20 protein-coding genes and 5 pseudogenes are annotated in these 24599 nt (G+C 45.8%); 10 read left to right on the forward strand and 15 right to left on the reverse strand.

What is annotated here, in order from left to right:
• Positions 1-5: 5 nt before the first annotated feature.
• Positions 6-437 (forward strand): hypothetical protein, encoded by a 432-nt coding sequence (locus ON05_RS27335; protein ID WP_010479956.1) that lies wholly within the window; start codon positions 6-8, stop codon positions 435-437.
• Between the two features lie 47 nt (positions 438-484).
• Here the strand turns inward: ON05_RS27335 and ON05_RS27340 are convergent, their stop codons facing one another.
• Together ON05_RS27340 and bchB are read right to left on the reverse strand one after the other, a co-directional pair.
• On the reverse strand, positions 485-1423 hold the full coding sequence (locus ON05_RS27340; RefSeq protein ID WP_010479958.1) for a serine hydrolase: 939 nt from the start codon (positions 1421-1423) through the stop codon (positions 485-487).
• 603 nt (positions 1424-2026) lie between these two features.
• Entirely contained in the window at positions 2027-3553 is a 1527-nt protein-coding gene (bchB, locus tag ON05_RS27345; protein WP_010479960.1) for a ferredoxin:protochlorophyllide reductase (ATP-dependent) subunit B, read from the reverse strand.
• Positions 3554-4290: 737 nt separating this feature from the next.
• On the opposite strand from bchB, the gene thrS reads away from it, so the two are divergent.
• Positions 4291-6111, forward strand: coding sequence for a threonine--tRNA ligase (gene thrS, locus ON05_RS27350; RefSeq protein ID WP_010479964.1), 1821 nt, complete (start codon positions 4291-4293; stop codon positions 6109-6111).
• Between the two features lie 210 nt (positions 6112-6321).
• Here the strand turns inward: thrS and ON05_RS27355 are convergent, their stop codons facing one another.
• Positions 6322-7239 carry a hypothetical protein gene (locus tag ON05_RS27355; RefSeq protein ID WP_010479965.1) on the reverse strand — a complete coding sequence of 306 codons (918 nt, stop codon included), beginning with the start codon at positions 7237-7239 and terminating at the stop codon, positions 6322-6324.
• A gap of 657 nt (positions 7240-7896) precedes the next feature.
• A pseudogene (locus ON05_RS27360) lies at positions 7897-8247 on the reverse strand (transposase); the annotation flags it as partial.
• A gap of 141 nt (positions 8248-8388) precedes the next feature.
• Between ON05_RS27360 and ON05_RS27365 the strand changes: the two are divergent.
• Positions 8389-9401 (forward strand): annotated as a pseudogene (locus ON05_RS27365) (ISAs1 family transposase).
• Between the two features lie 8 nt (positions 9402-9409).
• Here the strand turns inward: ON05_RS27365 and ON05_RS27370 are convergent.
• Positions 9410-10066 (reverse strand): annotated as a pseudogene (locus ON05_RS27370) (IS630 family transposase); the annotation flags it as partial.
• A gap of 219 nt (positions 10067-10285) precedes the next feature.
• On the opposite strand from ON05_RS27370, the gene ON05_RS27375 reads away from it, so the two are divergent.
• The 3 genes and pseudogenes from ON05_RS27375 to ON05_RS27385 all read left to right on the forward strand — a co-directional run.
• Positions 10286-10534 (forward strand): hypothetical protein, encoded by a 249-nt coding sequence (locus tag ON05_RS27375; protein WP_010482421.1) that lies wholly within the window; start codon positions 10286-10288, stop codon positions 10532-10534.
• 147 nt (positions 10535-10681) lie between these two features.
• Entirely contained in the window at positions 10682-11236 is a 555-nt protein-coding gene (locus tag ON05_RS27380; RefSeq protein WP_010482422.1) for an opioid growth factor receptor-related protein, read from the forward strand.
• Positions 11237-11239: 3 nt separating this feature from the next.
• Positions 11240-11352: pseudogene (locus ON05_RS27385) on the forward strand (IS1 family transposase); the annotation flags it as partial.
• Positions 11353-11530: 178 nt separating this feature from the next.
• Here ON05_RS27385 and ON05_RS27390 read toward each other — a convergent pair.
• Positions 11531-11890, reverse strand: a complete 360-nt coding sequence (locus ON05_RS27390; RefSeq protein WP_010482423.1) for a PleD family two-component system response regulator — start codon at positions 11888-11890, stop codon at positions 11531-11533.
• Positions 11891-12391: 501 nt separating this feature from the next.
• Positions 12392-12517, reverse strand: coding sequence for a hypothetical protein (locus tag ON05_RS27395; protein ID WP_010469044.1), 126 nt, complete (start codon positions 12515-12517; stop codon positions 12392-12394).
• 77 nt (positions 12518-12594) lie between these two features.
• On the opposite strand from ON05_RS27395, the pseudogene ON05_RS27400 reads away from it, so the two are divergent.
• Positions 12595-13659: pseudogene (locus tag ON05_RS27400) on the forward strand (ISKra4 family transposase).
• Here the strand turns inward: ON05_RS27400 and ON05_RS27405 are convergent.
• The 3 genes from ON05_RS27405 to ON05_RS27415 all read right to left on the reverse strand — a co-directional run bounded on the left by ON05_RS27405 (position 13639) and on the right by ON05_RS27415 (position 14936).
• The gene (locus ON05_RS27405; protein ID WP_262562390.1) at positions 13639-14163 is read right to left on the reverse strand and encodes a hypothetical protein; all 525 of its coding nucleotides are present in this window, start codon (positions 14161-14163) and stop codon (positions 13639-13641) included. The pseudogene ON05_RS27400 and the gene ON05_RS27405 overlap by 21 nt on opposite strands.
• Before the next feature lie 74 nt (positions 14164-14237).
• Positions 14238-14654, reverse strand: a complete 417-nt coding sequence (locus ON05_RS27410; protein ID WP_262562391.1) for a hypothetical protein — start codon at positions 14652-14654, stop codon at positions 14238-14240.
• A 9-nt stretch (positions 14655-14663) separates the two neighbouring features.
• A complete protein-coding gene (locus tag ON05_RS27415; protein ID WP_262562392.1) occupies positions 14664-14936 on the reverse strand; it encodes a hypothetical protein in 273 nt (90 codons plus the stop codon).
• A 105-nt stretch (positions 14937-15041) separates the two neighbouring features.
• On the opposite strand from ON05_RS27415, the gene ON05_RS27420 reads away from it, so the two are divergent.
• Positions 15042-15335, forward strand: a complete 294-nt coding sequence (locus tag ON05_RS27420) for a hypothetical protein (RefSeq protein ID WP_010472283.1) — start codon at positions 15042-15044, stop codon at positions 15333-15335.
• Positions 15336-15413: 78 nt separating this feature from the next.
• Here ON05_RS27420 and ON05_RS27425 read toward each other — a convergent pair whose 3' ends face one another.
• Positions 15414-15887 carry a 4Fe-4S single cluster domain-containing protein gene (locus ON05_RS27425; protein WP_010472282.1) on the reverse strand — a complete coding sequence of 158 codons (474 nt, stop codon included), beginning with the start codon at positions 15885-15887 and terminating at the stop codon, positions 15414-15416.
• A 147-nt stretch (positions 15888-16034) separates the two neighbouring features.
• A complete protein-coding gene (locus ON05_RS27430; protein WP_010472278.1) occupies positions 16035-16694 on the reverse strand; it encodes an alternative oxidase in 660 nt (219 codons plus the stop codon).
• 227 nt (positions 16695-16921) lie between these two features.
• On the opposite strand from ON05_RS27430, the gene ON05_RS27435 reads away from it, so the two are divergent.
• Complete coding sequence (locus ON05_RS27435) at positions 16922-17284, forward strand: helix-turn-helix domain-containing protein (RefSeq protein ID WP_010472275.1); 363 nt, start codon at positions 16922-16924, stop codon at positions 17282-17284.
• Positions 17285-17314: 30 nt separating this feature from the next.
• Here the strand turns inward: ON05_RS27435 and ON05_RS27440 are convergent, their stop codons facing one another.
• A complete protein-coding gene (locus ON05_RS27440; protein WP_029315132.1) occupies positions 17315-18283 on the reverse strand; it encodes an amino acid ABC transporter substrate-binding protein in 969 nt (322 codons plus the stop codon).
• Positions 18284-19466: 1183 nt separating this feature from the next.
• On the opposite strand from ON05_RS27440, the gene ON05_RS27445 reads away from it, so the two are divergent.
• Positions 19467-20384 (forward strand): cation diffusion facilitator family transporter, encoded by a 918-nt coding sequence (locus ON05_RS27445; RefSeq protein WP_010472271.1) that lies wholly within the window; start codon positions 19467-19469, stop codon positions 20382-20384.
• Between the two features lie 139 nt (positions 20385-20523).
• Here the strand turns inward: ON05_RS27445 and ON05_RS27450 are convergent, their stop codons facing one another.
• Positions 20524-23277 carry a GAF domain-containing protein gene (locus ON05_RS27450; RefSeq protein WP_039779719.1) on the reverse strand — a complete coding sequence of 918 codons (2754 nt, stop codon included), beginning with the start codon at positions 23275-23277 and terminating at the stop codon, positions 20524-20526.
• Positions 23278-23589: 312 nt separating this feature from the next.
• Complete coding sequence (locus ON05_RS27455) at positions 23590-24585, reverse strand: IS1 family transposase (protein ID WP_262562394.1); 996 nt, start codon at positions 24583-24585, stop codon at positions 23590-23592.
• Between the last annotated feature and the right edge of the window lie 14 nt (positions 24586-24599).

Here is a 24599-nt window from a genome sequence, read left to right on the forward strand (position 1 = left end):
ATGGCATGATTGAACTATCAGCATCCGATTTTTCAATTAGTCCACCCCAAATAGCTATTCGAGAGTGGTGGCAAGCGCTGATCAATATTGAAGCAACGTTTTGCATCACTATTGGCAAAATCCAAATGATTCAAGAACCCCACTTTTGCGTCGTGGAACTGGTCAACGCACTTCGGTGTTGGGAAGCCAGTTCCAATTACTTATCAGATTTTGAATATGAATCTATGAATGAAGAAGAGACTGAACTCTTGTGGTTTCAGTTAACTTCAGAGGATCGTTGGCTCGTCGGCTCAGCATGGCAACAAACTGAATGCCCAGATCCGGTGTCTACCCAAGCGCTAAAAACGGCCATTCATATTTTCAACAAGAGTGTCGAGCAATCTGTTGCGAATGATCTGGGTGTTTATCTTATGGACTTTAAGGAGTTCGCTGCTTGATCAAGCTTTGCAATTCAAACGTCCACTTGCAAGAAACAATTAGACGGCTAGTCGAGGCTTTGGAGGGTATCGCTAAATAAGTTAAAAAAGCGATACTCTTCCAGTGGTTGTTGGTCATTCCAGGTCGCAGAGACACAGTAATTATTGCCCAAGTCATCTTTGAGGGCTGTGGTTAGATTCAAGACGCCCGGTTCTGCGCCCCCTTTAAAGGCCACCTGTTGCCAGTTATCAGCATTGATAATGCCGGTATTGATATGCATCAGTGGTAAATCGGCAACCTGGGCAATCAGTTGGCAGAGTTCTTGGGTGGTGAAAAACCATTCAATGTCTGGGGCCAGGGGGTCACTATCCACTAGCTCAACGGGTGGAAGTGGGGCCTTGTGGATGGTTGGAAGTAGATCTGGACGAGCAGTACTTTGTCGATAGGTCTCTAGCAAGTCTTGATTCTCGGGGCTTTTGAGGGTGAAGACCTCTTGCGTTGATAAAAAGGGCTGGTTCCGAGGAGAGGCTGTGGCTAGGGTGTCTCGGCCTACAACCTGAATTAGAATATCCGCTGCTGTATTGTCACTGACGGAAATCATCAGGCTGGCCAAGGTTTGGAGGGTTAGAGGGGCCTGATCGGGCCAGTCTTGGAGGATGCCGCTAGGAATGCTTTTCCATTCGGGTTTTAGTTGAATCACCTCATCCCAGGAATGTTGTCCTGCATCAATTTGCTGCTGGAGTTCGGCGAGTACTTGGAGCTTAAACGCAGATGCGATCGCAAGGGGTTTCTCAGTATTTAGAGAGGCGACAGCTTCATTATCCTTAAGAACCAAAACACTTGTTCCCCCAGGTAAGGCATCAAATTCATCCATCAGCTTGCTAGGAACAGCGAATACCTCTGAATAAGTCAGTCCTAGGCAAATTAGGAGAAATATCGTTCCAAGGGCCGTAATCACTCCTCGCTTTAAAAAGTTTTTATGATCAAAATGGTGATAAAAACCCATAATTAATCAACCCAGAATTTCCTAACACCCAGAATTATTGATCTGCACCAGAGAAAAAATGCGTAATTATACGGAAGATTAAAAATATCTCATTTCAAAGTTCCGTATTTCTGACCTGAACACTCTCGACTTATTTGGGGATCATAGACATATATAAAAAATCGATATTCGGGGGATATGATCAAATGCTAATTCCTATTGCTGGATTTGCTGCTTTATCAATGTTATCTATCATCACAAATACATTAATCCTGATGGATAGCAAGGATGCTCCCATCGAGAACTAAAACGCTAACCCTTTGACTGCAAGCGATGCAATCAGGATTAGACATCAACAACAGTATTGTAAAAAAGTGTTTTGAGCTGCGTAAATGCAGTCCTGCGATCTGATAACTACAATATAGATTGCCAAACCAAACCTCTAAGCCCTTGTTTTTTGAAACGGGGGTTTTTTATTGCCATCACTCCCTAACAATGGCGACTGGCTATTCCCTTTACCTCAGAAAATTGCACTTACGCCAATACTATCTCTCAAAAAAATATGCCAAGACTGACTCAACTTGAACAACCTTGACATATTTTCCTTAAATCAACGGATTGAGGTTAAGCACCAACCGCTTCTTTGGCGGCATACAGCACTTCAGCTGTAATTTCGGTAATATTGCGCTCACGAGCGAACTTCTCGGTATTGCGCTTCACTTTACCGCGCACAAAACCGGGGATTTTGTTGAGTTCGGCTTGCCCGTCGGCACTCCAACCCAAATCAGAATCAGCTGAAATTCCCTTCGTAATCACTTCCTTCGTGTCATGGCCACCGAAGATTTCGAGCAAGTGGTCTTCCATACCGAGGGTGAAGGAGTTGTAAACCAAATCAGCCACCTGATTGGTCCCTTCATAGCCAAGAAAAGGCTTGTAGCCGATGGGAAAATCTTGGATATGGATGGGAGCCGCAATCACCCCACAGGGAATATTAAGCCGCTTGCCGACGTGACGCTCCATTTGCGTGCCGAAAATAGCAGAGGGTTCGACTCGGGCGATAGCATCACCGATGGCACCATGATCTTCATTGATCAGCACTTCGTCACAATACTCGCTGACTTCTTTGCGGAACCATTCTTGATCATATTTGCAGTAGGTACCGGCCCAAACCACATGAATGCCCATTTCCCGTGCCAAGATTTTGGTCATGGCTGCAGCATGGGTGTTATCGCCATAGACGACTGCTTTTTTACCGGTGAGGTTTTGGCAGTCGATGGAGCGAGAGAACCAAGCCGCCTGGGAAACATGTAAGGTTTGATTCTCGATGTACTCTTCATAGTTAACATCTGCCCCTTGCGCATTCAGCACTTCTTGAATCTTGCGAATGCAACGAGCCGTTTCTACCACACCCATGGGTGTGATATCGACGAAAGGCATACCAAACTCTTTCTCCAGATAGTGAGCGGACATATGGCCAATCTCACGATAGGGAATCAGGTTAAACCAAGCTTGAGGGAGGCGCTTGAGGTTATGAACTGAAGCCCCTTCAGGAATGACTTCGTTGACTTCAATGCCTAGGTCAGTCATCAACCGCTTCAGTTCGGTGCAGTCATGCTGGTTATGGAACCCTAGGGTTGAAACTCCAATGATATTAACGGAAGGCTTAGCGGTTTTTTCTTCCAGTAAATCGCCATTCTTACGGGCTTTTTGGATATAAAATTGAACAATTTGGTCAAGGGTGCGGTCTGCAGCCTGTAGCTCGTTGACCCGATAGTGATTGACATCAGCCAGTAGGACATCCCCTTGAGTACTAAGGGAGGCGCGCTCTACAAAGTTCTCCAGGTCTTCTTGCAAGATGCTGGAGGTGCAGGTGGGGGTGAGGACAATTAAATCTGGATTTTCCTCTTCATCCTTGCGAGTAATGTTATCGACTACCTTTTCTTGGGAGCCACGGGCCAATACATGACGATCGACAACGCTGGCCGTGACGGGTGTGAAGTTCCGCTCTCGTTCTAGCATGGAGCGCATGACGTTGAAGTAGTCATCCCCCAAGGGAGCATGCATAATGCCGTGAACATTTTTGAAAGAACTGGCCACTCTCAATGTGCCAATATGCGCTGGACCAGCGTACATCCAGTAGGCTAATTTCATTCTCTAGAATCTCCCTTGAGTTTCAGCACCTGTAAGCATTATTGACTAGTTTGTAGTGCTTTAGGAAGAATAAATTCCCCTTAAATCTCAAAAAAAAGAATTAAATAAGCTAATAGGAAAAATAAATCATCCATAGCCTCTAAAATAAAATAAATAAAAATTATATGGATATTTACTTTATTAATTTATAAATATAAGAACAATAGACAATTAAGCCTTTGATCAAATGCCAGCCACCAAAGACCCCATATGTGAGCACAGCTGATCTCAATGGCTAGGGATGAGGGACCAATGTTGTTGAACGATAGGATTGATGTCCCTTAGATCCTTTGGGTTGGCGTAAACCTATCAGCGTTATTCATAAGCGGTTTGTCAGGGATATCGTGTTCTGGCCCTTCAGAACAGCATTGCTAATTGGAGCAACAGAACATATTAAGGATATCCAGAGAAAAGGGTTGGCATTGAAAGAAAAAATGTTGGTGATTAACTGAGCCCGTTCCTTCGATAGATCTGATCACGAGTCATCCATAGGAGTAAACATTAAATTTAGTTACTTTTTCTATTTGGGGGTTTAGACGGGGCCTTAGAGGTTGAAGTAGGAGGCCAATCAACCCAATGGACAAATTTAAACTTGAGAGTCGAGGTTTGAGGCCAAGTCCAACTTTATCGGTGATTCCTTCAAAGGTTTCGATAAGATGGGACAAGTCCGTAAAATTAGCTGAAACAATAGATCCACAATGTCCGCTGAACAGCAACCTGAACAACAGCCTGAAAAGATTCACTTACCCAAGACTAGTGAATCAGAACAACTCAAGAAAATCCGCCACACCACCTCTCATGTGATGGCGATGGCTGTTCAGAAGCTGTTTCCCGGTGCCCAAGTTACCATTGGTCCGTGGATTGAGTCGGGTTTCTATTATGACTTTGACAGCCCTACACCTTTTACGGATAAAGATTTGAAAGCCATCAAAAAAGAGATGGTCAAAATCATCAAGAAAAAGCTACCCGTAGAACGGGAAGAGGTGAGTCGAGAAGAGGCAAAGAAAAGAATAGAAGCTTTGGGAGAACCTTATAAGCTGGAGATTCTAGAGGATCTAGAGGATCCGATTACCCTCTATCACCTAGGCGATCAGTGGTGGGATTTATGTGCGGGTCCCCATGTGGAGTCCACTGCCGATTTAAATCCCAAGGCCATTGCCCTAGAAAGCGTGGCAGGGGCCTATTGGCGTGGGGATGAAACCAAAGCCCAACTACAGCGCATCTATGGCACTGCTTGGGAAACCCCCGAACAGCTAGCAGAACATAAGCGACGCAAGGAAGAAGCCCTACGTCGTGACCACCGCAAGTTGGGTAAAGAGCTGGGGTTATTTCTCTTTTCTGATCTGGTAGGACCGGGATTACCCTTGTGGACACCGAGGGGAACCTTGTTGCGATCGCAACTCGAAGACTTCCTCAAACAGGAACAGGTCAAGCGAGGATATCTGGGCGTAACCACACCTCACATCACTCGGGTTGATCTCTTTAAAATCTCAGGTCACTGGGAAAAGTATAAAGATGACATGTTCCCGCTGATGAGTGACGATGATGCCGAACGGAATGCTGAGCTGGGCTTCGTGATGAAGCCGATGAATTGTCCATTTCACATTCAGATTTATAAGAATGAGCTACGCTCCTACCGCGACTTACCCATGCGATTAGCTGAATTTGGCACCGTTTATCGATATGAGCAATCCGGTGAGCTAGGTGGACTCACACGAGTACGCGGCTTTACCGTCGATGACTCCCATTTATTTGTCACCCCTGATCAGCTCGATGATGAGTTTCTGAAGGTAGTGGATTTAATTCTCTCCGTCTTTGAGAAGCTGCAGCTCAAGAATTTTAAAGCTCGCCTTAGCTTCCGTGATTCAGATTCCGATAAGTATATTGGCTCTGATGAAGCCTGGGAGAAATCTCAGAATGCCATTCGCCGAGCGGTAGAGACCCTGGGAATGGACTATTTTGAGGGCATTGGAGAAGCTGCATTCTATGGTCCCAAGCTGGACTTTATTTTCCAAGATGTTCTGGATCGGGAATGGCAGTTGGGAACGGTGCAGGTGGACTACAACCTACCCGAACGCTTTGAACTGGAATATATGGGTGAAGACGGTAATCGCCAGCGCCCGATTATGATTCACCGGGCTCCCTTCGGATCTCTCGAACGACTGATTGGCATCTTAATCGAGGAATATGCAGGTGTCTTTCCCCTATGGCTAGCCCCCGAACAGGTGCGGCTGTTGACGGTAAATGACGACCATATGCCTTTTGCCCAGAAGGTGGCAACTGATTTGCAAGCTACGGGTATTCGAGTTTCGGTCGATCAAAGTGGCGATCGCCTAGGCAAGAAGATCCGCAATGCAGAGAAAGCCAAAATTCCAGTGATGTCGGTGATTGGGGATAAAGAGGTGGAAGCCAATAGCCTCAATATTCGCACCCGAGCATCGGGAGAGTTAGGGGCGATTCCAGTGGATGAGGTGAAGCAGAAGTTAGGAGATGCGATCGCAACCTTCTCTGCTTTTTAGATTTGGCAGTGCAATCAGTTCTTTGAATCAAGACCAATGTCAGCCCCAAATATTGGTCTTGTTTCTTAATGTGCAATCATCTACATTGAGAGGGAAGGCTTTTAGAGTATCTCCAAACACTATCCACAGGGCTTATTCGTATTAAACAAGCTGCTCTTTTATTCAGCTTGGATTTCTTCCTGTTTTGGTCCCAAGTTCAATTGAGCATGGCTAATCAACACTAGCAGTTCTATCAATTAGCTCCATCTGTAAATCCTTCATAAAGTCCAAGAAAAAATTCATAAATGAGCAGGCTCTTTCTGAAGTACCCGTTCCGAAGGTGAAGTATAGATCGCTCGTTTTTTGTGCCGCTTTTGCAATTTGAAATATAACAACAGTCCACCCTGGTTTGGTCTTGGACTTAAGTAGCCCTCCCAAATCTGAATCGCGTATTGCAATTCGAGGAGCTTGTAATGTTATTGGGTTTTTTGTGAAAATTTTATCGACCGGAAGATTTATATTTTCTTTCAAAATATGTAAAGCATCGACCATACTTTTAGCTGCTCCAGCAATAGTATGCTGGCCTGCATCTACTAAGTGATAATCGTCAAGCAAATTATGGGCACAAAAATCATAGAGTTTCCCATGTGCTTTTTTTGCTTGAGCGTATCTAACAGGATTGATAGCTTCAGGAAGCCTTTGCAGCGTTTCTCTTCCAGCCAGGCAGATATCTAATGGTATTTCTGCCTGAGAGAAACGGCCCGCAATAAGTTGAGCCATGTGAAATGATAAGTCGCTGTCGTCAGCATTAGACACTAATAAATCTGCAATTTTAGTTATATCTTGTGGACGATATCCCCGCGCAATTTGATCGTCCATTTGTGATCTTCTTTTTTGGTATTCACGATTGGCTGATGATTCAAAGGGAAGAAACCAATTATCATCCTGAGGGGTATGGAACCGAGTTGCGCTTAAATAATACTTAACCCACCATGGTAATTCAGCAGTAGGATAGGCATGAAGTCTGTCTACATCACTAGAAGACTCAATTCTTTTAATCTGTTCAGGATTGGAAACAATAATAATATCTAAAACAAAAGGAATATTGATACGAGAAGGATTAGGTAAAAAGCTTTGTTCTCTAGTCATATAAATCACTAAATAGCTTTTTCTTTATCTAGCTAGCAAACTGATGATAATCTCATCTGATGTATAAAATCTACAACATTAAAAACCATTAAATTATTTACAGGAAATAATATCAAAAAATCAATATTTTGAATAAGAGAAAAATACAATCATCCTACAAGTCAAAAAAGCACTATTTTCCTAGCAATTGAATTGAGAATCGATCATTCAATAACTTAAAGACTTATTTGGAAAGAGTCATACCATGGGAAATCAGGGCTACATTGGAGAAATAAATACATCCCATCGTCAAAATACAGTTTGAAAGATTTAATGAATAGTCATGCCTATTAGTACCGAGTTTAGATGAAATCCTATGTTGAGATCTGGAATCTGTTACACGATGGCAACATTGCCTCTATCAGGGGTGAGTGTCCTGGCAATGTCTCTGTGAAGGTCGAAATAGAATATCTATGCGAAGTACTAGCCGCCGAGTCTACTTTCATCTGGGTACATCTCCATGGTTGTAGCACCATAGCGTACACTCCCTTTCATGACTCAACCTGTATCACAGCACTCTCTCAATTAAGGGATTGTGATTTCGAAATCTTGAGCGCGAAGAATGAGGGAGATCACATATCCGTCTGTTGTACTGATGGCATACTGCACCTTAAGCACTTAGCTAAAATTAATTACATAATCATCGCTGTAGGTTTTCAAAACTCTTTCCACATATTCGACCAAAGATGACCACCCCCAGTAGGCACTCATTTCAATCCACTGATATTTCATGAATTGCCACAGACGCTCAATCAAATTTAGATGGGGAGAATAGCTTGGCAACTCAAACAAGGTAATTCCCCGTTCGGCCCACTCTGCCTTCATCTCATAGATTGCTTGGCTCGTATGGATAGGGGCTTGATCCATCACAATGACGGTGGGCAACTCCACGTCAGCAAAGAAGGTATCAATGCAATGACTGACAACCTCACTGGTGATGGTCTGTTCTGATGTATAAGCATATAGCCCCAGGGTTGTTTTACGTTACTCCTAGAAAAAATAGGATGGTTCTACTGACCAACAGTAGAGAGACCGATGAGCCATCTAATCGATACTTTGAAGCAAGTCCCGGATTTCCGCAGTGCCCATGGCCGTATTCATCCGTTATGGCTGCTGTTGCTATTGATGGTGATGGGCATGCTTGCTGGATATCAAGGGTACCGTCCGTTAGAAACCTTTGTGAGCGATTATCGCCAGCCTTTAAGTGAGCTATTGGGGCTTGAGAGCCTCGAAGTTCCGTCTCACTGTACCTTTCGTCGAGTGATGAAGGGGCTTGACTTCCAAGCGTTGAGCCACCAATTTGAAGCATGGATGCTCTCGAAAGCCCAGACTCACTCTCCCGATAATTATGCAGCCTCCATTGATGGCAAACGGATTCGTCAGGGGCTGACAGATGCCAAGGGGAAGCAGCGTTTTGTAGGGTTGGTGAGTTTATTTGCGGTGGAAGCAGGCATCACCCTCAAGCTCGAAGCCCTCACTCAGGAGGATAATAGCGAAATCAAAGTCGTCCAGGCACTGTTGGAAACCCTTCAACTCGATGGCTTGCTGATTACCATGGATGCCTTACACGCCCAAAAAACACTTGAGAAGATTGTGGCCTCGGGTAACGACTATCTTGTGGCGGTCAAATCCAATCAGGGAAGACTTTACGACCACCTCCAGACTTACTTTGAGTGTCTTAAACCCATGGCTGAGCACATCCACTCCGCCCAAAGTAGAGGACGAGATGAACATCGGTGTATACAGGTTTATGAGCCTGTCGGCATAGCCCTACAAGAATGGGAGGCAATTCGCTCTGTGCTTTGTGTCCAACGATGGGGCACTCGCAAAGGAAGGAGTATCACAATACGGCCTATTACATCAGTTCAGCTGCCACCTCACCCCAGCATTGGCAATCTCTGGTCCGAGAACATTGGGGCATTGAAAATCGGTTGCATTGGCCGAAGGATGTTGTTTTTGGCGAAGATGATTATCGACTCGAAGATGAACAAGCACTGCTCAATTGGTCAGTGCTTAGAACTATTGGGATTAATATCCTGCGGCTAAACGACTATCAATCCCTCAAAACCGCGATGACTAAGCTGGCTAATCGGGTCGATATTATTTTTTCGCTGCTAACTTAAAACAGCCCTGCATATAGCCCTTGTCGTCGACTCAAAAACCCCAGAACATTCAAGCGTTTACTTGAACGAGTCGGGATTTCCAGATAAGTCCCTATGGGTTGCCATCCATAGGGAATACAGGGGACTAACGAAAAACCACTCTCATCCATAAAGAATAGGTGGATGTCTCCCTTCTCTTCTTGTTTCTTGAGATGTTCTAACTGCTGTTTTTTCGAGGTAGTCGGCATATAAAGGCTGGCCTGATGTCCCTTGGCGAAAGCGATGCCAGCTCATGTCCATCTGCTTCAAGACGCGTTTAACGGTGGCCTTTGACACGCGTACTGACCACTGCTGTTCAATCTGAGCTAGCACCCGATTGAGTTGGATGGGAGATGCCTGAGTCCACTCATAAATCTGCTGTTGTTGGTCGGGATTAAACATCGGTTTTCGACCTCGGCCTGGGCGATTATAGAGTCCTGCAAAACCACGGTTATTCCAAGCCTTAAGCCAGTTGTACACGGTTTTAGGACTCACACTAAAAGGGAGGCTAAGGTGTAGGGACTCCAACCCTGGGCAGACAAAATGAGGCAATGGGCGCGTTGTCTGACCTGATGATGGCGACTACAGTGATAAATCCGATGCAATAAGCGTAAGCTTTCGGTGGAGATAGGACGGACTAATGACATCAAATCAATGGATGTAAAAAAGAGGACTCAGGTAGTTTACAACCTGGAAATTCTATGTAATTAATTTTGTCCATCTGCTTAACTACGTGGACACTACTTGCGAGCTGGACAACGGTACTTCAGTGACACTCGATACTCTATTGCAGGCGTGTCAGAAATATTGGGATGAATGGAGCCACAGGGAATGACCTACGACAAACCATCAATCATTGACTACCAATGACTGAAGATTCTGACAAAATTACGATTGAACAAGCCTACTTGGCAGCATATGAGTACTTGCTGCGTAGATGGAAATATATACCCGAACGGCTGATAGCCGATGAACTCAGTGACATGAGTTTATTAGATGACGGATGTAGTGCCGACCCAGCTTGCAAACATGAGTTTGTCGAAGCTCTTCACGCAGTTCTTGACGCTGAAGACACACCAGAGGGATATAGAAGAGCCGACCAACAGCTAAATTGAGATCAATGGCACTGAATTAACCTTAAGCAATCAGCTAGCTTGGCTTTGAGAATATGCTTGCAGTCACTAAGATGATTTCCTACGAGTAAGTGGGTAGCGTTGACGGCACTATCTTAAGACAGATAAAGATCAAAAAAGTATTTGAACATGGACTCCCAAGAAAATCTCACTGCCATGATTGTGCCATTCTATTTGGGTGAACGCCCCGATGTGGAAGGACGGAAAATACAAGAAATATGGGCATGGGATTTTGAAGAACTAGAATGTGTCCATAATTACGTCCAATGGTTATTCCCCCTTACCGAACAAAGCCACTTTAATCCCCAGGCTCCAGTAGTTGAGCAGGAAGTTATCCGTGCATTCCGAGAAGCCCCAAGACTACGGCAACACTTGTCCCAGTCTTTCTCAGTGATGTTAAATTTCTATGGTTTATCTATTGCTAGTGACAAGAGAGTAGCGCCAACGGTAGAGAAATCAGAAATCTACTCACAGCGAAAGAAGGAATGGGTCAACATGCTTAACCATAACTACCTTCGCATTACCCGAATACTCAAGTGTTTAATGACATTCGGATTAGAAGAAGAAGCCCAAGCCTTCTACAAGTGTCTGAGTCAGATTTATCGGGAAGAGAGCGACCAGATTGGAGGTGAAACATTCCAGTACTGGACTGATGCTGTTAACTCTCCGGTCATGGATCAGTAAAGTGCAGTGACCTTAAGACTGGTGCTGACCTATTTTAACTGGATCTGGTGCCACTCTCGATTCAAGAATACGGGTCTGCACAACGTGCTGGACTGACGGAGCATCCCTGGGAATAGCAAGACTTAGTCACCTATCCCACACTTTATTGAAGCACAATCGCCTTAGCCCTCATACACTTGGTCTATAGGTTCCCTAACCAAAGGCCAAGTGTATGAGGGGCTTGATATCGTGCCAGATATCCTATAAATGGTGTAACCGCACCAATTGCATAAGAGCTGCTTTTCAGTGCATTGCTTATAGAACAGAACGAACGGCTTTTAGAAAATCTTCGCGGGTGTAGGGCTTAGTGACGTATTCATCTGCTCCTTGCTTTTTACCCCAGAGCTTATCTAAATCCTGATTCTTAGTCGTGCAGATAATCACAGGTAATTGCTGAGTCGCTTCATTCTTCTTTAGACTTCGGCACAACTCAAACCCACTCATTTCAGGCATAACCACATCAGTAATGACAAGATCAGGCTTCTGAGCTTCAGCTTTTTTCAAGGCATCTTTGGCATCATCTGCGCTAATCACAAGATAACCAGCTTCTTTCAAATATAGACACATTAGCTTTAGTTCAGCTGGACTATCATCCACTACTAAAACAGTTTTCACTGGTTGTTTCTCCTATAAACAATCGAGGTAAGCTCATAAAAAATGGCTCTACCTAATACCTTTAGGATGCCCTTTTTTATCTAAGACTCACTGCCTTTTGGCGGCATGGTTTTAAAACAGAGGATTTTAGGTTACACCTCCACAGCAAAATAAGCCATCAATTATCGATGACTTGAGGTCTATTCCTTACCGATCAGGTCAGACTATGCCCTTTGGAATCGCTTAAATCCCTGTAGCTGCCTGGGGGAAGATAACATTTAAGTTGAACTGTCAGAGATCCTAAAACTGAATCTCCTATCATAAAAAAGTAAGTGGCTCACATCATAAAAGTATTGATATACATGGCTTTAAGAGAAACGTGAACTTTTACGAATCGTTGCCATCTCCCGTTCTGGCTCGATTCTCCTGTTCGCAGTCAATTCTCGCCCCGATTATCTGGAACATTTAACCAAGCATATGGTGATGGTATGAGTAACAATCACAAATCGCGAACGGGCGTAGCTAATGGATCGGGGATGCCTTAGACTTCGGAATGGTTACCCCTGGGAATAGGGAGTCAAACCGTTGATTGACCCAGGCAAGCCGCAGCATGAGTAGATGATTGAAACCATCCTCACTCCAGCGCATACCAACGGGAGCATGTCACCTTTGCAGATTGTTTTGAAATCGTTCAGGATACAAGTGTTGCCCAGAAGTCTTCATCAATGAACTCCGAAAAAGCAGCTCAACTCAAAGTCCATCTTGATGCGATAGCCCAATTACTGTACGAAGAAAGCGATCCAGAGAACCTGAAGACGCTAGAAGGTATTGAGATGACGGTGCGTCAGCAAATTCAGACCCATGTCAGTCCCGAACTCGGTCATTTTTATCCGCACAGCTACTGGCACAGCAGCAGGCCGCAACCGACGCCTGAAAAGCACCTTGGGCGTTCTAAGCATTACAACTCAACAGGCACAGCATCTAGCCGTTTCCCCCTATCGTCAAATCAGTCCTCATTTAGAGAATTGTTGCTTGCGCATCAGTGCCAATGTCTCCTATGCTCAAACTGCTAAAGATGTGGCTTATTTAACTGGGATTCAGGTACCAGCCAAAACCCAGCAGCGATTGGTGCATCAACAACGGTTTCCTACCCCCAGGCTCATGAAGCTTTAACCGAAGTGAGTGTAGATGGTGGCAAAGTGCGCATCCGCACCCCTTTAGGACACCCTTGTCAGTGGAAAGACTATAAAACCCTGGCAACGCATGTGGGACTCATCGCGGATTATCACAATAATGCCCGGCTCATTGACTGGACTCACCAGCAACCGTTAGCCTCTCCACTGACTTGTTTAGGGGATGGTCATGATGGCATTTGGAATATCATTCGTCAGCTGAGCATACCTGAGCAACGGCGAGAGATTCTGGACTGGTACCATCTGGTGGAAAATCTTCATAAGGTCGGTGGGTCCCTCAAACGTCTGCACCAGGCTGAGCAGCTCTTATGGCAGGGGAAGGTTGATGAAACCTTGGCTCTATTTGAGTCATTGAAGAAAAAGCAGGCCCAAGTCTTTTGCAACTATGTTCGCAAACATCGGCATCGGATCGTCAATTATGACTATTACCAGAGTGAGCAAATCTGCTCTATTGGGTCTGGGGCTGTTGAATCTGCTATCAAGCAGATTAGTCGCAGAGTCAAAATTTCAGGGGCGCAGTGGAATGAAAGTAATGTCCCGCAAGTGCTGGCACATCGGTGTGCTTACCTCAATGGCTTAATTGGAATGCAAAGGTGACATGCTCCCCATACCAACCCCCTTAAAGCGCTGTTGAATCAGCCACTTACAAGCACTTTCGACCATTCCTGACCCCAGCGGTATCTGTAGTTGTTCAAAGTGGCGATATTGGATGTGTCGCAGATGGCGCTGGAAATAAGCCTGTACCTGGAGCAACGTCGTAAAAGATTTGCCCGTAAACAATTGTGAGTGAATCAACATCGTCAAGGACCGCAATACTAATAGGTGTTGCCCATGTCGCAATTGGTGTCGCCAGCGCCGAAACCAGGCTTGGGCTTGAGCAGAGCGAGCATCCCCAAACATCGCTTTTGTTGCTCGTGCAAGATGGCCTGCTGCATGAAAGAAATCGAGAACTGCCACAGCACAGTGAGAGAACAAGGTGCGGTAGACTCGCCAGAAGCCTCGCCCCCCATCACTCAACCAGATGACGCTTGGGGCCGATTCAAAGTCTTGTTTGCGGGCTTCGAGGTGCAGTAAGGGGATGAACTGGTCGATATCGCCCAATACTGCCACCAGTCTTCGACGTAGTAGTTGGGGGACACGCTTTTGTGCTCGGGTGCCCCGTGTTCCTAGGCGGGCTAAGATAGCAACTTTGACTTCTCGCCACTGGATTTTCCCTTGGGGGTTTTCGGGGTGGGGCGAAAGGGCACCATCACACCGTCAGCAGCAATGGCCAAAGGTAGAGCAGACAACACCTCTGAAATCGCTTCACAAGGAGTCTGGTCACCTGAGGCTTGAGCTTTGAGTTGAGTCTCTAGCTCCTGATAAGCTTTGTTGCCCATGACTTGCACCCAACTCCACAAGCTTGATGAGCTGACGGATAAACCACTCCACTGACTCAGCATCCAACTGGCCAGTTCATAGGGCATAAATAGACTTAACAAGCAGCCTAGACGAACCAATTCTTCACTGCTGTGCTGATAGGAGGTAATCCCAATGGATTGATCCAAAGGAGCGGATAGACTACCTGGACACCTGTGGGGACAACGACCCACCCGTCGCTTTCAGGCAATATTTCCCACCAGTGTCTGCATCTGACGAGATTCCCATCCCTTCGAGTGCAAGCGGGTTCCGCAAGTGGGACACCTCGGCCATTCCAATACTGTTTTTGCTCGCCGTGAGAGTTCATCCTCCAGAAGCCAGCGAGCCAAAAACAAACCCATTTGCAGAACGATATAAACCATCTGACTCAGGCTGGGTGCTTCTTTGAGTGCTTCGACCTGTTCTAGAAATTCGTGATGGGCTAGTACGGCTGGCAATTGCGATGTTAGGCTCATGACAAGTTTTTGATTCGGGTACAGGATCTATTGTCCTTGACCCGTTTTTCTTTGAGCCATACATCCCCGATTCTGTGCTTACGCCCATCGCGAACAAAGGAAGCGATGGCAAACGTTGAAGCCGTGCAGGCAATCCTAAGACGTTGGGATCCGATGGATCTTGCGCCGGGTGAATTCGCTCCAGCAGACGAGTATGACAGCTATGCACCCCATATTGTGTCGCTGGTTGCTCAGGGGTATTCAGTCGAACAGATATTGGATCATCTGCAGAGATTGCGATCAGGCATGGTTTGTATGAGAGAAAATCCCAAACATGACATAGAAATTGCCGGTGAGATAATCGCCACATTGCGGGGAAATCTTGCCCCCGGAATGGACTTCAATCCATTGGCCAGCTGATAACTAGATGTTGTGATGCTGCTCTTAAGTCTTATCCCTTGAGCACACTACGATTATCACAATCTTATTAACCCAGCACTATAAGAAATACCCCAAAGGGGTTTTGTATACAGAGAAATCTATCACTAGATCTAATTGATCCAACAACGCTTGCGATCCTGCTGGTGCATAGGGTGCCAACAATCGATCTAAGGTAAATCCCGTATAGGCCATCGTATTCAAGCCTTCTAATTTCAAACGCTCTACTAGTAACGCTAACGTCGGTGCTTGCCAAAAGGGTTCTCCTCCGGCAAAGGTCACCCCTTCATTCTTGGGATTGCGAACAATAGTTTGAAACAAGCGATCAATCGATATCAACTCATTGATTTCAAAGGACCAAGATTGGGGATTTGCACAGTCAGAACAACGACGATGACAACCTTGCAACCACACTACCGCCCGACAGCCTGGACCATTCTCTTCCGATGCATCCCAATACCCCATAACGTTCAAATAACCGGGTGGCACTGCAATCAGGGATAGTAAGGGATCAATTTTTTGGGTTGTTTCCATTCTGTTTACTACCGTTATGAAGGGTATCTAGGGTTGCGATCGCACCTATCGTTCCTTGCCTCAATCTCCAAAGGAGAGAAGGGCGACCCATACCAGTCGCCCCAAGCTGTTCATTCAGAGGAGATTGCAGCAACAGGAGTCAAAGTTTTAAGATTCAGCAATCAGAGTGGGGCTATGGGGGCTGAGGTTAGCCTGTGCTTCTAGAGACTGGCAGGCCACCATGGTTTTCACATGCTCCATTTCATCGTCCCGAATATTGACAAACACGTCGTATAGGTTATCCACGGCAGGACGGCGTTCTTCGGGAACACGAGCGGACTGGAACTCATCAAACATGTAGAGATCGCCATCGCGATAATAGCTAACGGCTATCTGGGGCGCAGGTTGACTTTTGAGTTCCTCGGCATGGTCATGCAGAAAAGAATTGTAGGTCTGAAAGGCTTCCTGCTCGACGAGTTCCATGAAATGATAGGCGGAGCGGGGTGACACCACATACAGCGCCACAACAATCCAGTAGTACAGCAACGCCACATGGCGAGCGAGAAACCGATCAATCCACTTTTTATCTCCACCCAACGCTTCCATAATCAGCAGGTGGTGAAGTTCATTCCAAGACTCCGCAAAATGCACCTTCAGCCAATCAGCCCGTCGCCAAAAGCCTAGAGTTTCATAGAAATGCAGCACAGAGAGATAGGAAAAATAGGGAATTCGAGCCACTGTTTCTAAGACATAAAAACGCGGAATAGGACGATCTCGATAGACCGTCTTTAAGACAAAAACAAGTACACCAACCAGTAGTCGAATCATGTCTAAGGGTTCCCTCTAGCTACTGATTGCATCCTGACTGATCCCTCCTGGGGCGGCAAGATAGTTACCTAGAGGTAGGCCTAGTTACCTAAAGTAAAAAGCTAGCGTCCGATCTATCCTTGACGGACTTCTGAACGAATTCTTAAATTTTGGATAATCTGTCCCCTATCCCTTGACGTCCCCTCTAGAACCGTCAGGATGGAAGTGTACCGACCCTGGGGTGAATGATGGACGATACCCAAAACTGTCTCAGCTCCTACTGTCCGATTGAATATACCCTGGATAGAATTGGCGGCAAGTGGTCTATTCCCATTTTGCGAGAACTTTTTAGCGGTCCCCAACGCACCCATCAACTCCAATCCGCCTTACCCGGCATCAGCACCAAAACTCTGATGGTGCGTCTACGGGATTTAGAGGATCATGGCCTGGTCGAGCGACAAGTGTTTGCAGAGGTTCCCTTGCATGTGGAATATTCCATCACCGACAAGGGACGCCAGATTCAACCCGTTTTAGCCGCCCTCTATCAAGTTGGACAACACTGGCTGCAGCAGGAAGAGTGCCATTGTCCCCTAAACGAAAAGGTCGGCTAGCTCTCTGAAGTCGATTGTCGCAAGTGAGGGCTACAGATCGCTCTCGGGAATCTCTTCTTTAAAGTCAACGACTAACTGCATGGCTTCTAACACCAAGGCTCGTAAATCTTGGGTTAGGGGCACCTTTGCCTGGTCTCCAAACCAGCGATCAAATGTCTCCACATAGGATGCTTTACCTTGCAAATACCCTTGCATAAAGCGAACTAACGAATAATTCACCTGATCGGCAAACTTAGAGTTATTCTCAGGCAGCATGCAGGCAATCCCTTCTTTGGAAAAATACCCGATAATGTTGAATTCGCTGGGATTTTTAGCCGTTTGCAGCCAAGCATCCAACAGAATGCCATCGGCGGCAAAAGCATCTACCTTACCCTGCTGAAGGGCATCATATCCTTCCCCATGATTTTTGACAATCACGATTTGGGCTTGTGGCTGAGCCCGACGGATGGCCGTTTCATTGGTGGTAGCGGCAAGGGCTGCAATTTTCTTATTGGCTAGGTCAGGGGTTTCCCACGCTGCATTTTCTTGCTTTACGAGCAGGCGAGTGCCCGTCAGGCCATAGCTCACGGAGAAGTCAATTTGCTTATCCCGCTCCCAGGTATAGCTACTGGCATCACAAACAATATCCACCTCCCCTTGGACTAGTTTAGGAATCCGGTCTTCGGGATTGATGGCAACCAGCTGTAGCTGAACCTCTCGCCCTAACTCTTTGGTCAACTGATCTTTGATCAGTTGCAACATCTCAATCGAGTAGCCTTGTAATTGCCCTTGCTCATCTGCAAAGGCAAAAGGTTGCGCTTCTTGGCTAGTCCCAGCCGTTAACTGCCCCGTACGCTGCACTTTCTCCAACACTGATTCGGCAGCAGCAAACGGTGCCCCGAAGCAGGTGAACAGAATCGTCAGGATAGCGATTGTTTTTGACCGCCTGAGCAGGCTCGGTCGGCGTGGGGAAGAAGGAGAGGTGTCCCTCTCAGAGGGACTAAGATTGCCTAGTTTCATAGGGGAAGACGGTATTTAGTATAGGGTTTTCAAAGCTGAGTCAAATGAACGAAGCCAGCGCAGATGCGTTAAAGCGTTCATCCATAAGCGACACATCTGCCAGAGATTCCAATGAACCTTGCACGCTAAGCTACCAGCAATACCTAAGCTTGAGAAGCCAAACGTCATGTTCTGTTACGAGGCTGTTGCTGCCTTAGCAATAACTGAGTCACAAAAAAGCACACTTGAGTGTAAGTGTGCTGAATGGAGTTCACGTAAGAGATGTGTTGGTTGGTGCAAGCTCCTTTATTGTAAATAGATTCATATATATCTTCAACCAAGAATAGATTTATTTTAATCTATCAATAATCTAAACGTTTATTGACTTTGACTGTTATCGAGATAGACAGCAGTGGCTCCAAATGTTTTCTCTGTCTAGCTTTTGGCCACTCATGGACAAACAGAGCACCACTTCATCCCAGCAAGCAGCTTCGAACAGATGATCTCTCCCTAAAATTTGCTCAGCACTTTGCTGCTTGATACCAATACGGGTTTTGCTGATGCAAACCCCTAAATTGCCAACCCCCACTGCACGATTTCAATGGCGGTTCTAGGGTCCATCAGCTAAGCCGTTTGAGCACCGTTTCGATAACCAACAATCCACAGTTGTTGCGGCGGTCGAGTTTTGACCAAGCTTTGGTAAAAACTAGCGGGGATGTGAGACTTTAGGGTCACAAATAGACGTATCAAAAACAGAAATACACTATTGTTTACTGCCAATACAAATTGCCAGCAGAATTCAAAGCAATATACTGATGCAACAAATCAAGACTTCATTGCAGATCGCAGCAGTCTGCTATAAACCAATTGATAGTTATCCCTATCTAACTCACCTACAATAGGGTGAAATCCAAAAATCTGGGCTTGGCTAATTAATATTCATTATCAATAAGTAGCCTTTTAGGGTCTCCACTTTTTAGACTGTCTTAACGAACTCATTCCATTTCAAAACCCTGAAATACCCTCACCACAATTAATTCATGGGAAGCCTAAGTTTTAGATGCCCTATGACAATGAATAATATTTTTTGATTTAAATCAAAAAATTACTTGTTCTATTTGCTTCTACATAGTTGCAGTAAGCCGTATTTATGACTGATGATTGATCTCAATAGCAGTTCTTAAAAAACAGCCCCAGTAGCCCTATGACCCTCGATAATCGCCAAGATGTGCGCAATGTGCTCGTCACAGTCTTGTTTTTAAATGTGACGGTGATGTTAATTAAGGCCGGACTCGGATGGTGGACTGGGTCCCTTAGCTTATTTGCCGATGCCCTCCATAGCATTACGGATAGTGCCAATAATGTCCTGGGATTGACGATGAATCGGTTGGCATCCCCCGAACCGGATCGAGAACATCCCTATGGACATCAAAAATTTGATGCCATCGGCGCATTAGGTATTGCTGCATTTTTAGGAATTGCCTGCTTTGAAATTTTAGAAGGGGCGGTGGGACACCTCTTCAACCATGAGTCTCCCGTGGAGATGTCTCCCCCAGTCTTAGAGCTATTGCTGGTGGTGTTGGGCATCAATATTGTGGTGGCGGTGTACGAACGCCGCGTGGGTGAGCGGGTAGGCAGCAGTATTCTGCTATCGGATGCGCAACATACGATGAGCGATATTTGGGTAACTGCCATGGTCATGCTTGGCTTAGTCGGCGTGGGGTTTGGCTATCAGTGGGTCGATGTGTTGCTGGCCTTTCCCGTTTGTATTTTAGTGTTTGCTAGTGGTTGGTCAGTATTGCAGCGCAATCTGCCCTGGTTGGTAGATGAGATGGCCATTGCCCCAGAAGCCATCCATGACGCCGTCATTAATGTGCCTGGGGTACTCAACTGCCACGATATTGCTTCTCGGGGGTTATTGGGACGACAAGCTTTTATTGAAATGCACCTGGTGGTTGACTCAGATAGTGTTGAAGTGGCCCATAACATCACAGAAGAGGTGGAATCGATTCTGGATGAAAAGTATGCTCCTGTTCGGGCCACCATTCATATTGAGCCCCGGTCTTATTCCTCCGAACAAATTAGTTTTGGTGAAGTGCCTGCCACAGAACAAGGCGTCTAATCGGACAAGTTTGGGGATTGACTTAAGGCGATCTCAATCCAGTATCGTCACATGGGGATTTGCGATCGCAATTTTCCGCAGCATGGTTGAACGATTTCAATCCCTGACAATTCACGCAATTTGATAATGGATACGATGGCTATGCCTTCTCTTTGAGAGACAAGGCGTTATCAACCAAATCAGCAATTTGATCGAATTGAAACCCGCTAAACAGCTTCATCAGCTTCTTGGTCAACCTGGGATTGTCAGCAGTAATGTCCCCTATTTTTTGGCTCACTAATTCTTCATCCAGTTCCACCGCTGCTTGTTGAAATTGAGCTAGCCATTTCTCAGTCCGTTGCGATAGCTGCAATTCTGCTTCTCGATCGCTCATCAACGGCGAATCCCCATCACCAGATGCCGCAACGGTCTGCCCCTGATTACCATACAAGAACTTCAAATTCAGATGTTGGACCAGTAGCTCGTATAACATACTGGGTTGATAAGGTTTGCATAGAAAATCATCACAGCCCACGTCTTCGCATTCAGCTTGAGTATCTTCAAAGACACTAGCAGAGACCGCAATAATGATGGTTCTTTCAGGCGACCGATCCGTGATCTCAATAGCATTTTGTGAAGCAAGATCGCCAGTATCCTGATCTTGAGCTTCTAAGGAGCGAATAGCTTTCGTTGCTTCATATCCATTCAGGATCGGTAGTTGCCAATCCATCCAAATCATATGAGGACGCCAAGTCTGCCAACACTCTACCGCAGCTTGGCCATTGTCGACGGTTTGCACCTCAAATCCCAACTCCGTCATCAGGCGCTTTAAGATCTGACGGTTTTCTGGATTATCTTCGACAATCAGCATTCGGATCGGTACTTGGCCAGGAGCAAGACCAATAACATTCGCATAGGCAGAGTCTTCAACAGCCTTCGCTTCTGGGATCAATACAGGAATCTGCACAGATACTGTTGTTCCTTGCCCCAGCTGACTCTGGATCTGAATATCGCCTTCCATCAGGTGGATAAAGTGATGACAAATCGCTAGGCCCAACCCCGCTCCTTCATGTGAGCGTCGCCCCGATGAGGTTTGGATAAAGGCTTCAAAAATATTATCGAGTTCATTGTTCGCTATGCCAATTCCCGTATCTTCGACTTCAAAGCATAAAGAAAGGCTCGGTTGAAGTGTCTCCTGATTGAGCGAAAATGGCCCTGGTAAGGGTTGGGTAAAAACTCTCAGAGTAACGGAGCCAACATCTGTAAACTTCAAGGCGTTGGTCAACAGATTAATCAATACTTGCCGAAGCCTGCTTTCATCAACACGGATATGAGACGGCAATTGGCTTGATTTTTGAATGTTCAGCACTAACCCTTTCGACTTGGCTTGTAAAGCAAACATTTCTTGCAAGGAATCTAGCAAGGGGAGCAGGTCACAGTTTTTGGGATTGAGGGCAATTTTTCCTGCTTCTATCTTGGACATGTCCAACACATCATTGATTAAACTCAGTAGATGGGAACCACTCCGATTAATAGTATTGAGAGTTTGTTTTTGTTCAAGGGTTAGGTTTTCATCCCGCGCTAACAGTTGGCTAAACCCCAAAATGGCATTGAGGGGGGTTCTCAACTCATGACTCATATTGGCTAAAAAAGCACTTTTAGCTTTATTTGCTGCTTCTGCTTTATCTCTGGACTCTCGGACCTGCTTTAATAACTCTGCCTGTTGCAATGCCACGCCGAGCTGAGCCCCTGCCTGCTTTAAGAGGTACAGTTCGACTTTATGCCATTGACGTGGGACGTTAAGCTGATAGGCTGCCAGCAATCCCCATAGGGTTTCTCCAATGAAAACGGGAACAACCATATAGGCACGAATCTTGTACCATTCCAAAATCTCTAAATGGCAGTCTCTATAAGATTCTTGGTAAATGTCAGCTACAACTGTAGTGGCATTATCTCGGTACTTTCCCCCTTGGTTTTCTTGCAAATAAGTATCCTGCCAAACCATTGGCACCTCTAATTCTGAGAGGGGCAGGATATTAGGGGCAGTTGCTTCAACGAGAAATTCTCCAGACCAATCAGGAAAAAATTTGTAGACGACGATGCGATCGCACCCCAAAGACTCCCGCACATCATGGGTCGTCGCCCGAAAAATATCTTGAATATCTAAGCTTTGCCGAATACGCAGAATAATCTCAGCAATATTACGCTCATACTTTGCTTTCCAAGCCTCCTGCTCCTTTTGGATCTCGACCTGCTGTAAGGCAATTTGTATTTGTTGGGATTTCTGCAACGCCTGTTCATACAATTCAGCTTGGGTTAAGGCAATCCCCAGCTGAGCCGCAATTTGCTGCATAAATTCTATTTCCGCAGTCAGCCATTTGCGAGGTCCTGAACACTGATGTAGGCATAACAACCCCCACAGATGATTCCCTTGAAGAAGAGGCAGCACTAACGTTGCCCGAACTTGAAACCGTTCATAAATCTGAATATGGCAATCACTGAGTCCTGCATCATAAATATCTGCAGCGGCAAAGTATTGGCCTTGATGATACTTTGATACATAATTAGACCCAAAATACTCATCCCTTACTTGGGCCGCAACAACTGAGTAAAAGACCGGAATAACTTTTTCAGCGACAAATACACCATCTGTATAGTTGGACTCAGGATCCAGCTGAAAGATTGCAACTCGGTCTACGTTCAGTATGTTCTGAGTCCTATCGACCGCAATCTGAAAGATAGTGTTGGTATCAAGGTTTTGCTGAATTTCATTGGTCACCTCTCTCAACAAAGTAGATTGCTGCAGAAGCATTTCCAAATTGGCATCACAGCTCAAAGCATCTTCTTCTGCAACAAAGCTATCCTGCCCATGTGAGCTTGAGACAGGAGAAGAATCAGGCATAGATTCAGTCATTTCATCTTCCTCACAATCAAAGATTCTTGAAATTCGAGAAAGTTTCATCTTTCTTTTTTTTCACTTCTCCAATCTTTCCCGAATCGGCTCAAATCATGCCAACAAGGAAGATCTATTTTTCCCACAATATTATTAGAAATTTCGTGCATTATTCATGCAAGCTTGCACCTAAGAAATAGCAGCCCTGCGAATACGCTAAAAGCAATAACCACAAGGCCATACATCTCTATATCAAAACGCTAGTTCAATCCAATAATGCCAACAAAATATTGAGATATAAAGTCACTTCACAATGATTCTGGCACTGGTCTACTAACAGGGCACATACCTAAACCCTTTATTGGTGAGGAGTTCTAGTGTGCTCAACGGACGAGAACAAAATCCCATCTCCATTGCTGGTGTGGTCTGCTTACTGAGCCCCCAATGGGGTCTAACCCAGTTATGAATCAGGCGTTGTACATCTAGCACTCGCTGTAACCCCGACCGCTTCTTAGCGTAGAGACTCTGCCGTCTTCGATAAGCACTACATCGTCTCCTCAAGGCAGCATTGTGAGCCTCATTATGATTGGCATGGACCTCAGACCCTAGACTGATAGCGGTAAAGGGATGCTCTGCTTTCACCCACTCTACTCGCCGATTCCCCTGAGACCCTTTAACTTTCATCGCGACTTCTAACCCCTCTCGCCAAACCTTGCGATGCCCATAGTCAGGATGACACTCCTCACCATTGAGATAGACATTGGCGAGCTTCCAAAGTTCTTGTCCATAACGCCTCTCACCATCGGTAAACCATCGAATCCCATCACAGGCTTTGACCCACTCCCAAGCTGAGTAAACGCCATTTGCAAAAAGTTGTGCATCCTTGAGGCCAGCTTGTGCTGTCAACCAATAGCGGCTTTCGCGTTCAAGGAAATGGATGGTCCAGCCCTGGGATTGGCTGGGGGGAAGATTTTTGCCTACACGCGTGTAAACTTCATCCCCTTCTACCGTCACATCAGAGGCTGCTGGTGCGGGAGGTGACCAGTTCTGTGCTTGGTCTGCTAGGCGTTTTTCCCAACGCATAATGGTGGTATGAGATTTACCGAAAGTTCGACCTGCAGCACGAATACCCATCCCTTCGGTGCGAGCTTTGATGGCATAGCTCACTACTGAACTAGCGGTGCGTAAGCGAGCCATTGGGGTACCCGTGCGTTCGTTGAAACGCCGATTGCAATCCTTACACTGATATCGCTGGACTAATGTCCCATCTTGCAGGCTATCAAAGCCGCGCTTTAGGATCTTCTCGCTTAGACAATATGGGCATTCCATTGATCTACATTAGG

It is taken from the genome of Acaryochloris sp. CCMEE 5410 (assembly GCF_000238775.2).
Taxonomy (GTDB): Bacteria; Cyanobacteriota; Cyanobacteriia; order Thermosynechococcales; family Thermosynechococcaceae; genus Acaryochloris.